This window comes from Streptomyces sp. DH24 (assembly GCF_029813775.1).
Lineage (GTDB): Bacteria > Actinomycetota > Actinomycetes > Streptomycetales > Streptomycetaceae > Streptomyces.
Map to the genome: position 1 here is coordinate 72,382 of NZ_JARVKW010000006.1, position 12,742 is coordinate 85,123.

The following is a 12,742-nucleotide window of genomic DNA, read 5'->3' on the forward strand; positions in this document are numbered from 1 at the left end:
GCGGTTTGCCGACCTTTCCCGTGGCCATTGAGACGCCCGAACGGCCCCCGGCATACTGCGGAATCCGGGGGATGCGCGCATACGTGCGGGACCACCCCCGGCCGGACGAACGGGGATTCGTCCGGAACTTCGGCTAGGGGGAAACTTGCGCAGACAAGTGAAGAAGGCATGCGCGGCCACCGTCGCCACGGCGGCCGCCGTGGCGCTCGCCGCGGCGGCCGCCGTGGCGCTCGCCGCGGGTCTGACCAGCCCGGCGGCGGCGCAGCCCGAGCAGCCCGCCACGACCGGTGCGGCCCAGCACTCCGGCAAGCACCGCATCACCCTGATCACCGGCGACCGGGTCGCCGTCGACGCCAAGGGCCGGGTCACCGGCATCGAGCGGGCCAAGGGCCGGGAGAACATACCCGTCCAGATCCGCCGCGTCGACGGACACACCCTCGTCGTCCCGGCCGACGCCGCCCGCCTGGTCGCCACCGGCACACTCGACCGGCGCCTGTTCGACGTCACCGAACTCGGCAGGGCCGCCACCCGCAAGGCGCACCGCGGCGGCCTGAAGGTCATCGTCGGATACCGGGGCGCGGCAGCCGCGACCAAGGCCGACGTCCGCGACGCGGGCACGCTCCGCCGGACCCTGAAGTCCCTCAACGCGGACGCCGTGCAGGCCCCGCGGGAGGCCACGCCCGAGCTGTGGGCCGCCGTCACCAACGGCGACCGCACCGCGTCCGGCATCGCGCACGTCTGGCTCGACGGCGTCCGCAAGGCCAACCTCGACAAGTCCGTGCCCCAGATCGGCGCCCCCAAGGCGTGGGCCGCCGGATACGACGGCAAGGGCGTCAAGATCGCCGTCCTGGACACCGGCGTCGACGCCACCCACCCGGACCTCAAGGACCAGGTGATCGCCGCCAAGAACTTCTCCACCTCCGCCGACGCCACCGACAAGGTCGGCCACGGCACGCACGTCGCGTCCATCGCGGCCGGCACCGGCGCCAAGGGCGGCGGCGCCTACAAGGGCGTCGCACCGGGCGCGAAGCTGCTCAACGGCAAGGTGCTCAGCGACGACGGCTACGGCGACGACTCCGGCATCCTCGCCGGCATGGAGTGGGCGGCCGAGCAGGGCGCCGACGTCGTCAACCTCAGCCTCGGCGGCGCCGACACCCCCGACACCGACCCGCTGGAGGCGGCGGTCGACAAGCTGTCCGCCGACAAGGGCATCCTGTTCGCCGTCGCCGCCGGCAACGACGGCGACTTCGGCGACCAGACCGTCGGCTCGCCGGGCAGCGCGAAGTCCGCGCTGACCGTCGGCGCGGTGGACGACCAGGACAAGCTGGCGTCCTTCTCCAGCCGCGGCCCCGGCCTCGACGGCGCCGTCAAGCCCGACGTGACCGCGCCGGGCGTGGACATCACGGCTGCCGCCGCCCCGGGCAGCGCCATCGCGGAGGAGGTCGGCGAGAAGCCGGCCGGCTACCTGTCCATCTCCGGTACGTCCATGGCCACCCCGCACGTCGCGGGCGCGGCGGCGATCCTCAAGCAGCAGCACCCCGAGTGGACGTACGCCGAGCTGAAGGGCGCCCTCACCGGCTCCACGAAGGGCGGCAAGTACACGGCGTTCCAGCAGGGTTCGGGCCGTATCCAGGTCGACCGGGCCATCGGGCAGACGGTGATCGCGGAACCGGTGTCGGTGTCATTCGGCGTCCAGCAGTGGCCGCACACCGACGACAAGCCCGTCACCGAGCAGCTGACCTACCGCAACCTCGGCACCGAGGACGTCACGCTGACCCTGGCGTCGACCGCCACCAACCCCAAGGGCCAGGCGGCCCCGGCGGGCTTCTTCACGGTCGGCAAGGCCGAGGTCACCGACCCGGCGGGCGGCACGGCCTCCGTCCCGGTGACCGTCGACACCCGGCTCGGCGGCACCGTCGACGGCGCCTACTCCGCGTACGTCACGGCGACGGGCGGCGGCCAGAGCGTCCGCACGGCCGCCGCCGTACAGCGTGAGGTGGAGTCGTACGACGTCACGCTGAAGGTCCTCGGCCGGGACGGCAAGCCGACCGGCAACTACAACACCGACCTGACCGGCGTCTCCGGTCTCGCCGACCAGAAGTGGTTCACGCCGTACGACGCCGACGGCACCGTCACGCTGCGCGTGCCCAGGGGCGGCTACGTCCTCAACTCCGCGCTCTACGCCGGCGACGACCCGGAGGTCTACAAGGGCGCCGACTGGATCGCCCAGCCGAAGCTCGACGTCACGAAGAAGACCACCGTCACACTGGACGCCCGCACCGCCAAGCCGGTGAACATCACCGTGCCGGACCGGGCCGCCAAGTCGGTGTTCGCCTCCGCGGACTTCTCGATCCAGACGCGCGACGCCGGGTACGCCTTCGGCTGGTGGCTGGACACCTACGACAACTTCCGCACCAAGCACCTCGGCCCGAAGGTCACCGACGGCTCGCTGAGCCAGCAGTGGGACGGCCACTGGACCAAGGGCGGCAAGGAGCAGTACGACACCGTGGCCGGCGGCCCGGTCGAGCAGCTCGCCACCGGATTCACCCGCCGCTACAAGACCGGCGACTTCGCCGAGGTCAAGGCCGGCCTGGGCGCATCGGCCAAGGGCAAGAAGGGCGCGGTCTCCGCGACGGGATGGCTGCCCGGCGCCTTCGGCGCGTCCGGCATCGGCATGGCGCAGGCCCTGCCCAGCACCCGCACCCTGCACCTGTCCACCGGCGACGGCGTGGCCTGGGAGATCGACTTCCAGCAGCACGGCGGAGTCGACGCCGACGGCTTCCCGGTCACGGAGGCGTTCTACACGCTGGGCGCGCAGCAGAAGTTCACGGCGGGCAAGAGCTACACGAAGACCTTCAACACGGCCGTCTTCGGCCCGCGTCTGAACGCGCAGTTCGGCCTCTTCCGCGAGGGCAACGACCTGTACGGCAGCCTGCCGCTGTTCGCCGACGGCCGGGGCAACGCCGGCTCGTCGCTGTTCGGCTCGGTCAAGACCACCCTCTACCGCAACGGCACCAAGGTCGGCTCCCACGACGACCCGCTGTTCGGCGAGAAGCAGTTCAAGGTCCCGTCCGGCGACGCGCAGTACCGCCTGACCACGTCGGTCAAGCGCGCCGCGAAGATCGCGTCGGCCGCGAGCCGCATCGACGCGAGCTGGACGTTCCGCTCGAAGAAGACCGCCGACCTCACCCAGCTGCCCGCCTCCACGGTCCGCTTCAACGCCAAGACCGGCCTGGACAGCACGGCCCCCGCGGGCAAGAAGGTGAGCGTCCCGGTCACCGTCCAGGGCGCCGCCAAGGGCGCCAACCTCAAGTCGCTGACGACGTACGTGTCGTACGACCAGGGCAAGACCTGGAAGAAGGCGGCCGTGAAGAAGGGCGCGATCAGCGTCAAGAACCCGGCGAAGGGGAAGTCGATCTCCTTCCGCGCCACCGTCACCGACAAGAAGGGCAACGTCTCCAAGGTGACGATCTACGACGCGTACTACGGCAAGTAGCCCGCTGACACCGGCGTGACATGAGCGGGGCCCGTCGGAAGCCGTGCTTCCGGCGGGCCCTTCGCGCTGCCCGGAGGCCTACGGCGGTTTTACGGGGCCGACGATCCGGTGCCCGCCCGGGTCGCGTCCGCGCCCCAGCTCGCCAGCAGCCGCAGCGCCTCGGCCGACGGGGAGCCCGGCTCGGCGTGATACGTGATCAACGACTGCTCGGAGTCGTCGACCAGCCGGAACGTCTCGAAGTTCAGCGTCAGATCACCGACGAGCGGATGGCGCATGCGCTTCACGCCGTGACTCTTCTCCTTGACGTCGTGGGTGGCCCACAGCCGCCGGAACTCCTCGCTCTTGACGGACAGTTCGCCCACCAGCGAGGACAGCCGCGGGTCGTCCGAATGGCAGCCCGCGTCCATCCGCAGGAAGCTGACCATGTCGGACGCCTTCTGGTCCCAGTCCACGAACAGCTCGCGGTACTCCGGCTTCAGGAACACCAGCCGCGCCCAGTTCCGCTCCTGCGCGGGCAGCTCCGCCCAGTCGCCGAACAGGGCCGCCGCCATGCCGTTCCAGGCGAGGATGTCCGAGCGCCGGCCCGTGACGTACGCGGGCACCCCGTCGATCGAGTCCAGCAGCTGCCGCAGCGCCACCCGTACCTGCTGGGTGCGCGCCACCGGCTTCTTCCTGTGCTGCTTCGGCTTCGCCAGATGCGTCAGGTGCGCGTGCTCGGCGTCGGTCAGCCGCAGCGCGCGGGCGATCGAGTCGAGGACCTCCGCCGACACGTTCCGCCCGTTGCCCTGCTCCAGGCGCGTGTAGTACGCCACGGACACCCCGGCGAGCTGCGCCAGCTCCTCGCGGCGCAGCCCGGGTACGCGGCGGTGCCGCCCGTAGTCCGGCAGCCCCACGTCCTCCGGCTTCAGCCGGGCGCGCCGGGTGCGCAGGAACTCGCTGAGCTCGGCGCGCCGGTCCAGGCCTCCGCCGGTCTCCCGCGGGGGTTCGGGCTGTATGTCCATGTGTCCAGTATTCCCGGTCGTACGACCGGGAGCCTGACCTCGCCAGTGGTACGCACGCCGAACGTACGCAAAGCCATGGCCTGGGCGGATGCCCGGCCGTCCGGCAGGCTGGACGCCGTGCCCGGACAGAAGGCAGCCGGGCGCACGACCTCTGCTAGGAGAACCCTCGGCATGACCACTGTCGCCGCGTACGCCGCACCCGCCGCCAAGGCTCCGCTGGAGCGCACCACCATCGAGCGCCGGTCCGTCGGTGAGTTCGATGTGCTGATCGACATCAAGTTCGCCGGAATCTGCCACTCCGACATCCACCAGGCCCGGGAGGGCTGGGGCGAGGCGATCTTCCCGATGGTCCCCGGCCACGAGATCGCCGGCGTCGTCTCCGAGGTCGGCTCCGGCGTCACCCGGTTCGCCGTGGGCGACCGCGTGGGCGTCGGCTGCATGGTCGACTCCTGCCGCGAGTGCGACAACTGCCGGGCCGGCCTGGAGCAGTACTGCACCGGCGGTGGCATGGTCGGCACGTACAACGCCGTCGGCAGGGACGGTGAGCCCACCTACGGCGGCTACTCGCAGAAGATCGTCGTCGACGAGAACTACGTCGTCCGCATCCCCGAGGGCATCGCGCTCGACGAGGCCGCGCCGCTGCTGTGCGCCGGCATCACCCTGTACTCCCCGCTCAAGCGCTGGAACGCCGGCCCCGGCAAGAAGGTCGCGATCGTCGGCCTGGGCGGCCTCGGCCACATGGGCGTCAAGATCGCGCACGCGATGGGTGCCGAGGTCACGGTGCTGTCGCAGTCCCTGCGCAAGAAGGACGACGGCCTGAAGCTGGGCGCCGACCACTACTACGCCACGAGCGACCCGAAGACGTTCGAGGAGCTGGCGGGCACCTTCGACCTGATCGTCTCCACGGTCTCGGCCCCGCTCGACTTCGGCGCGTACCTGTCCCTGCTGACGACGCAGGGCACCCTGGCGAACGTCGGCGCCCCGGAGGAGCCGATCTCCCTCAACCTGTTCTCGGTGATCGGCGGCGGCAAGTCGCTGGCCGGCTCCATGATCGGCGGCATCGCCGAGACCCAGGAGATGCTCGACTTCTGCGCGGAGCACGGCATCGGCGCGGAGATCGAACTCATCGCCGCCTCGGAGATCAACGACGCGTACGAGCGCGTCCTGGCGAGCGACGTCCGCTACCGCTTCGTCATCGACACGGCGACGATCTGACGCCCGTCGTGTGAGCGAGCCCCTGGCCCGGGGCCCCGGCACGTCCTCCTCGGAGGCGTCGCCGGGGCCCCGGGCCAGGGGCGTGTGCGCGGTGGGGCAGGTGGTCCGGCGGGCGGGGTCGCGCCCCGTGTACGGGGCGAGGTCCGCTGACGGGCGAGGCCGGCGCACCGGGCGGGGCCGGTTGGCCGACGGGCGGGTCCGGCCTACGGGCGGGGGCGGGGACCGCCGACGGGCGGGTCCGGCCTACTGGGCTGGTGCGCCGGGTGCCGGTGTCGGTTCCGGTTCCGGGTCGCTGAGCTGCTCGTGCACGTAGTTCCAGGCCACCGCGATCAGCGCAGCGACCGGCACGGCGAGCAGGCTGCCCACGATGCCGGCGAGGCTGCCGCCCAGCGTCACCGCCAGCAGGATCACGGCCGCGTGCAGGCCGAGCCCCCGGCTCTGGATCATGGGCTGGAACACGTTGCCCTCCAACTGCTGCACCACCACGATCAGGGCCAGCACGATCAGCGCGTCCGTCAGGCCGTTGTAGACCAGCGCGATGAGGACCGCGACGAAACCCGCGAACAGCGCGCCGACGATCGGCACGAACGCGGACACGAAGGTCAGCACCGCCAGCGGCAGCACCAGCGGCACCCCGAGAACCCACAGGCCGAGGCCGATCAGGACGGCGTCGAGCAGGCCCACGGCCGCCTGGGAACGCACGAACGAGCCCAGGGTCTCCCAGCCGCGCGCCGCCACGGTCGGGACGTCCGTGGCCAGCCGGCCGGGCAGCTGACGGGCCAGCCAGGGCAGGAACCGCGGCCCGTCCTTGAGGAAGAAGAACATCAGGAAGAGCGCCAGGACGGCGGTGACGATGCCGTTGACGACGGTGCCGACGCCCGTGACGACAGCGCCGACCATGCTGCCGAGGCCGTCCTGGGCGCGGGCGACCGCACTGTCGAAGGCCTTGTTGATCTGGGCGTCACCGATGTTCAACGGCGGCCCGGCCGCCCACTCGCGCAGCCGCTGGATGCCCTCGACCACGCCGTCGGTCAGCTCACCGGACTGCGACGCCACCGGCACCGCGATCAGCGCCACGACCCCCGCGGCGACCGCGAGGAACAGCACGGTCACGGCCGACGCGGCGAGCGCGGGGTGCCACCCGTGCCGGCGCAGGAAACGGGCGACCGGCCAGGTCAGCGTCGTCAGCAACAGCCCGACCACGAGCGGCCAGACCACGGACCACATCCGGCCCATGAGCCACAGAGCCACCGCGAGCATCACGAACACCAGCAGCAACTCCCCGGACACACGCGCGGAGGTACGCAGCGCGGCACGGGTCTTCCCGGAACTCAATGTGGCAGTCACGGAAGCACCTTATGGGTACGCCCGTCACAAGAACATCGCCGCCCCGCACTGCGAGGCGGCAACTGAACGGCCCGAGCGGCTACTTGCCGCTCACGTCGGGTGCGGGGGCGACGCCGACCGGACAGGAGACGCCCGTCCCGCCGGCCCCGCAGTACCCCGCCGGATTCCAGTGCAGGTACTGCTGGTGACGGGCCCCCGCCGGATAGAACACGTGGTCCTCGGCGGGCAGGATCGCGGTGGTGATCCTGCCGTACCCGGCGGCGGTCAGTGCGCGCTGGTAGGTCTCCCGGCTTCGCTCGGCGGCCCGCAGCTGGGCGGGGGAGTGCGTGAAGAGGACCGACCTGACGTGGGTGCCGACGTCGTTGCCCTGGCGGAAGCCCTGGGTGGGGTCGTGCGACTCCCAGAACAGCCGCAGGAGACGCTCGTACGGGACCTTCGCCGGGTCGAAGACCACCCGCACGGTCTCCGCGTGCCCCGTCAGCCCGGTCCGTATCTCGTCGTCCACCGGGTGAGGCGTGAAGCCGCCCTGGAAGCCGACGAGGGTCGTCCATATGCCGCCGGGCAGCTGCCAGAACCTGCGCTCGGCGCCCCAGAAGCAGCCGAGAGCGAAGTCGGCGACCTCGTGGCCCTCGGGGTAGGGGCCGAGAAGCCGCGTTCCGAGAACGGCGTGCTTCTCGGGCACCTCGTACGCCGGGGCGGAGCGGCCGGGCGGGGCCTCCTCGGGTGTGGGCAGGCGCAGTTGGTGCTTCCGTGCGAACGGCATGCGCGTCCCCTCGTCCTCTCCGGTCGTGGCCGCCGGCGGCCCGGCGGTGTCGGTGAGCGGTGTCACTCCCCGGCCGGGGCGACACCGATCGGGCAGGAGACGCCCGTCCCGCCGATCCCGCAGTACCCCGCCGGGTTCTTGTCCAGGTACTGCTGGTGGTAGGCCTCCGCCGGGTAGAAGGCGCGGTCTTCCGCCGGGAGGATCTCCGTGGTGATCGTGCCGTGGCCCGAAGCCGTCAGGACCTTCTGGTAGGCCTCCCGGGAGGCTTCCGCCGTCGCCGCCTGTTCCGGGGTGTGGGTGTAGATCGCCGAGCGGTACTGCGTGCCCACGTCGTTGCCCTGGCGGAAGCCCTGGGTCGGGTCGTGGGACTCCCAGAACGTCTTCAGCAGGCGCTCGTACGACGTCACCTCCGGGTCGTACACCACGCGGACGACCTCCGTGTGGCCGGTCCCGCCCGAGCAGACCTCCTCGTACGTGGGGTTCTCGGTGTAGCCGCCCTGGTAGCCGACCAGGGTCGTCCACACGCCGGCCGGGAGCTGCCAGAACTTGCGCTCGGCGCCCCAGAAACAGCCCATGCCGAAGTCGGCGACCTCCAGGCCCTCGGGGTAGGGGCCGAGGAGCGGGGTGCCGAGGACCGTGTGGCGGTCGGGGACGGCGAACGCCGGCTCCGGGCGACCGGCCAGCGCCTGCTCGGGGGTCGGCAACTGAGGCGTACGGCTGTAGAGGAACATGCGGTCTCCCACTCCCATCGAGGCACCGGTACAGGGCACCGATTCAGTGAACGTGCGCCGCCGCCGCCGAATTCCGGGCGGCCCGCCCGCTCAGTGCGGCAGCGTCGCGGGGCTCCCGCCGTTCGCCTCGTAGCCCGCCACCGCCAGTGCCCGGTACACCGCGAACTCCGCCGCCGGGTCCTGGGACAGCGTCCAGGGCAGCGCGCCGACATGGCCGTCGACGTGGACCAGCTGGTTCATGGCCTCCGCCCAGCGCTCGGCCCGCACCAGGAAGAACACCAGCAGATGGCGGACGTGCGCCGTCATCGGGTCGTCCGGGCGCGCCGAGTGCACCGCGTGCAGCGCGCCGTGCATCGCCTTCGTCACGACCTCGCTCTGGTAGAAGCCGCTGACCAGGTTCACCTCCGGCAGATGCTCGAAGACCGCGAACAGCGGCATCGCCGAGAGGAGGGAGCCCTTCGGGGCGCGGGCCGCCGCGGCCTCCGCGAACTCGTGGGCCAGCGCACGCGAGCCGTGCCACTTCTCGCACCAGTAGTGCAGCGCGGCCAGATGCGCGCCCATGTGCGCCGGGGCGCGGTCCAGGATCTTCAGCCACAGCTGCTCGAACTCGGCCCGCGGGTAGGCCAGGCCGCGCGCGACGGACAGCTCGACGATGTACGGGACGGGGTCCCCGGGCGCCAGCAGCGCCGCGTCGGCGCAGGCCGCCCTGGCCTCCTCCATGATGATCCGGAACTCGTCCGTGCCCGGCGTCGCCGTCCGCCACGCCTGCTGGACCAGGAACTCGGCGTGCACCGCCGCGCCCCCGGCGTCCTTGGGCGCCTCGGCGCGCCACACCCGCAGCCACTGGCCGCCCGGCGACTCGCCGGCGCCGCCCGGCCGCTGCTGCAGCTCCAGCGACGCGGCGCCCGCGAACGCCTGCACCCGCTGCCAGCGCCGCTCGCCCTCCGCCTCGGTGCCGGCGAGGAGCTGCTGGGCCGCCCGGTAGTCCTGGGTGCGCTGCACGACGTCCAGGACGTCCAGCAGGTCCTGGTCGGGGCCGGGCATGCGGATGTCCAGCTCCTCCTCGCGGACGAATCCGTAGTTCTCCGGGTCCGCGGCGTCCGGGTGGCCCGGGTGGACCTGCTCGATCATGCCGCGGCGGCGCCTCAGGAAGGGAAGCAGCACGAAGCCGAGCATGACCGCGGCCATCAGAACCCACAGAATCTCCATGTCACCAGCGAACCAGACCGCGCCGACAATTGGCCAACCCGGTGCACGGACCTGTGCAGAACCTCGTGCGCGAGCGGGCGGGCGGGGCCCGGTGAGCGGGCCGCCGGGCGGCCCGGGGGCACTGGCCGGTTCCTGCCGGGTCCGGTGGGCCGTCATCGGGGCCCCGGGCGCATTACGCTCGGTGCCCATGAGCGACAGGCACATCAGTGAGCACTTCGAGACGCTGGCGATCCACGCGGGCAACACCGCCGACCCCCTCACGGGCGCGGTCGTCCCGCCGATCTACCAGGTCTCGACCTACAAGCAGGACGGCGTGGGCGGGCTGCGCGGCGGTTACGAGTACAGCCGCAGCGCCAACCCCACCCGGACCGCCCTCGAGGAGAACCTCGCCGCCCTGGAGGGCGGGCGCCGCGGCCTCGCGTTCGCGTCCGGGCTCGCGGCCGAGGACTGCCTGCTGCGCACGCTGCTCAGCCCCGGCGACCACGTGGTCATCCCCAACGACGCGTACGGCGGCACATTCCGCCTGTTCGCCAAGGTCGTCTCCCGCTGGGGCGTGGAGTGGTCGGTCGCCGACACCTCCGACCCCGCCGCCGTGCGGGCCGCGATCACGCCGAAGACCAAGGCCGTGTGGGTGGAGACGCCCTCCAACCCGCTGCTCGGCATCACGGACATCGCCGCCGTCGCCCAGATCGCCCGGGACGCGGGCGCCCGGCTCGTCGTCGACAACACCTTCGCCACGCCGTACCTCCAGCAGCCGCTCGCGCTCGGCGCGGACGTCGTCGTGCACTCGCTGACGAAGTACATGGGCGGCCACTCCGACGTCGTCGGCGGCGCGCTGATCGTCGACGACGAGGGTCTCGGCGAGGAGCTCGCCTTCCACCAGAACGCGATGGGCGCGGTGGCCGGCCCCTTCGACTCGTGGCTGGTGCTGCGCGGCACGAAGACGCTCGCGGTGCGCATGGACCGGCACAGCGAGAACGCCGTGAAGGTCGCCGACATGCTGTCCCGGCACGCGCGTGTGACGAGCGTGCTGTACCCGGGGCTGCCCGAGCACCCCGGTCACGAGGTGGCCGCCAAGCAGATGAGGTCGTTCGGCGGCATGGTGTCGTTCCGGGTGCGGGGCGGCGAGGAGGCGGCCGTCGAGGTGTGCAACCGCGCGAAGGTGTTCACGCTCGGCGAGTCCCTCGGCGGCGTGGAGTCGCTGATCGAGCACCCCGGCCGCATGACGCACGCCTCCGCGGCCGGTTCGGCCCTTGAGGTGCCGGCCGACCTGGTGCGGCTGTCCGTCGGCATCGAGAACGCCGACGACCTGCTCCAGGACCTTCAGCAGGCGCTCGGCTAGGACGTGCCGCGCAAGTCCCGCCGTCCGCCCGTGAGGCCGGTGGGCGGGACTTCCGCCACGCGTCCCGGGCCGGGGCCCGGCGTGGTCCGGGGTCACCAGCCGGTCAGCGGTGGAGTCGTGTCGGACGGCGGCTCCACCCAGGGCCGCTCCACCGTCGCCCAGACGAAGAACGCCACGGCCGCGGCGACCAGCACCAGCCACAGCAGCCGGCGCGCGACGGTCCGGCGCCGCAGCATGCGCCCGCCGCGCCGCAGAGCCTCCGCGTACACCTCCGGCGGCACGGGCGGCGGCGACTGCTCCATGGCCCGGCGTACGGCGGCCTGCCGGTCGCGCTCGTTCACGCCCACCGCCTCCCGCGCGGGTCGTGCCGGTGTCCCGGCCGGCTCATGACGGCGCCGCCTTCGGGCCGCCGACCGCCGGTGCCGGGCCGCGTGGCGGGCGCAGCAGCGCCGTCGTCGCCCGGTCGCAGATCACCCGTACGCGGTCGGTGGACAGGCCGAGCAGGGCGGCGGCCTGCTCCTCGGCGACTCCCTCGTACAGCCGCAGGACGAGGATCAGGCGTTCCTGCGGGGTGAGGCGGGCCAGTGGGCCGGCGGGGTGCGGGCGGGGCCGGACCAGGCCGCCGTACCGGTGCCACGAGCCGCGCGCGAAGCGGGTGGCCAGGTGCCGGCGGGCGTGGTCGTAGGGGTCCTCGCCGCGCATGCGGTGCCAGCACGCGTACGTGTGCGCGAGGGCGAGGGTCAGCAGGCGCCGGGCGCGCGGGTTGTCGTCGGGGCGTTCCGCCGTCAGGAGTGTCGCGGCGTGCAGCAGCCGCCCGCCCGCGCCCGCGACGAACGCCTCGAACTCACGGGCCCGGCGGGCGTCCTGGAACGCGTGCCGTTCTCGCACCGCGCCTCCCCGTTGAGGGCGATATCTGAGCTGTCGGGGCCCGGCCGCCTGTGCCGGGGGCCCGGTCTCATATGAGGCCAGGGGTGGCCCGCGGGTCAAGAGCCGGGTACGGATCACGGCTTCAGGTGGTGGGCACGGGTCCGGTGCGGATCACGAGCCGGGCGGTACGCGCGTGTGCGAGAGCCGGGGTGCGGGAGGCGGGCGCGTCGGCGCGGCGGTCCGGTTGCCCGTTCAGGAGGCCGGCGACGGCTCCGTGCTCGGGGCGTCCTGTCCGGCCATGCGGGCGGACAGGGCGGTGTTGAAGCGCGCGAGGAGCGTGCAGAACGCCTCGCGCTCCTCCGGTGCCCAGTCGTGTGTCAGCTCGGCCATCAACTGACGCCGCGACGAGCGCACTTCGTCCAGCCGGGACTGTCCGCGCGGGGACAGCTGGAGCACCACGGCCCGCCCGTCCTCGGGGTGGGAGGTGCGCTTGACGAGCCCGGTGTCGACGAGCGGGGCCACCTGCCGGGTGACCGTGGAGGAGTCGATCCCCATGCTCGCGGCGAGCGCCTTGACGCCCATCGGGCCTTCCTTGTCGAGGCGGTTGAGCAGCAGGTACGCGGCGCGGTCCATGAAGCTGCGCACCTGGCCGACCCCGCCGAGCCGGGTCTGTTCGGCACGGCGCGCGAAGAGCGCCACCTCGTGCTGCAGCGTTTCGAGAAGACCGGTGTCACCGACGGTCGTCATGTCCATCGACATTTCAGGTGAGGG

11 protein-coding genes are annotated in these 12,742 nt (G+C 72.5%); 3 read left to right on the plus strand and 8 right to left on the minus strand.

Annotated features, from left to right (window positions below; all coding sequences use genetic code 11):
• Window positions 1-145 precede the first annotated feature (145 nt).
• Entirely contained in the window at window positions 146-3,496 is a 3,351-nt protein-coding gene (locus QC282_RS06695) for a S8 family serine peptidase (protein ID WP_279548281.1), read from the plus strand.
• An 89-nt stretch (window positions 3,497-3,585) separates the two neighbouring features.
• Here QC282_RS06695 and QC282_RS06700 read toward each other — a convergent pair whose 3' ends face one another.
• Entirely contained in the window at window positions 3,586-4,497 is a 912-nt protein-coding gene (locus QC282_RS06700; protein ID WP_279548282.1) for a helix-turn-helix transcriptional regulator, read from the minus strand.
• A gap of 171 nt (window positions 4,498-4,668) precedes the next feature.
• Between QC282_RS06700 and QC282_RS06705 the strand changes: the two genes are divergently transcribed.
• Window positions 4,669-5,712, plus strand: coding sequence for an NAD(P)-dependent alcohol dehydrogenase (locus QC282_RS06705; RefSeq protein ID WP_279548283.1), 1,044 nt, complete (start codon window positions 4,669-4,671; stop codon window positions 5,710-5,712).
• 243 nt (window positions 5,713-5,955) lie between these two features.
• Here the strand turns inward: QC282_RS06705 and QC282_RS06710 are convergent, their stop codons facing one another.
• From QC282_RS06710 to QC282_RS06725, 4 genes are all read right to left on the minus strand, one after another.
• On the minus strand, window positions 5,956-7,059 hold the full coding sequence (locus tag QC282_RS06710) for an AI-2E family transporter (protein WP_279548284.1): 1,104 nt from the start codon (window positions 7,057-7,059) through the stop codon (window positions 5,956-5,958).
• 79 nt (window positions 7,060-7,138) lie between these two features.
• Window positions 7,139-7,822, minus strand: a complete 684-nt coding sequence (gene msrA / locus QC282_RS06715; RefSeq protein WP_279548285.1) for a peptide-methionine (S)-S-oxide reductase MsrA — start codon at window positions 7,820-7,822, stop codon at window positions 7,139-7,141.
• 62 nt (window positions 7,823-7,884) lie between these two features.
• On the minus strand, window positions 7,885-8,553 hold the full coding sequence (gene msrA / locus QC282_RS06720) for a peptide-methionine (S)-S-oxide reductase MsrA (RefSeq protein WP_279548286.1): 669 nt from the start codon (window positions 8,551-8,553) through the stop codon (window positions 7,885-7,887).
• A gap of 90 nt (window positions 8,554-8,643) precedes the next feature.
• Entirely contained in the window at window positions 8,644-9,762 is a 1,119-nt protein-coding gene (locus QC282_RS06725) for a hypothetical protein (protein WP_279548287.1), read from the minus strand.
• Window positions 9,763-9,949: 187 nt separating this feature from the next.
• On the opposite strand from QC282_RS06725, the gene QC282_RS06730 reads away from it, so the two are divergent.
• Entirely contained in the window at window positions 9,950-11,104 is a 1,155-nt protein-coding gene (locus QC282_RS06730; protein ID WP_279548288.1) for a cystathionine gamma-synthase, read from the plus strand.
• A gap of 92 nt (window positions 11,105-11,196) precedes the next feature.
• Here QC282_RS06730 and QC282_RS06735 read toward each other — a convergent pair whose 3' ends face one another.
• From QC282_RS06735 to QC282_RS06745, 3 genes are all read right to left on the minus strand, one after another.
• Window positions 11,197-11,445 (minus strand): hypothetical protein, encoded by a 249-nt coding sequence (locus QC282_RS06735; RefSeq protein ID WP_279548289.1) that lies wholly within the window; start codon window positions 11,443-11,445, stop codon window positions 11,197-11,199.
• A gap of 43 nt (window positions 11,446-11,488) precedes the next feature.
• The gene (locus QC282_RS06740; protein ID WP_279548290.1) at window positions 11,489-11,992 is read right to left on the minus strand and encodes a sigma factor-like helix-turn-helix DNA-binding protein; all 504 of its coding nucleotides are present in this window, start codon (window positions 11,990-11,992) and stop codon (window positions 11,489-11,491) included.
• Between the two features lie 231 nt (window positions 11,993-12,223).
• The gene (locus tag QC282_RS06745; RefSeq protein ID WP_279548432.1) at window positions 12,224-12,730 is read right to left on the minus strand and encodes a MarR family transcriptional regulator; all 507 of its coding nucleotides are present in this window, start codon (window positions 12,728-12,730) and stop codon (window positions 12,224-12,226) included.
• Window positions 12,731-12,742 lie beyond the last annotated feature (12 nt).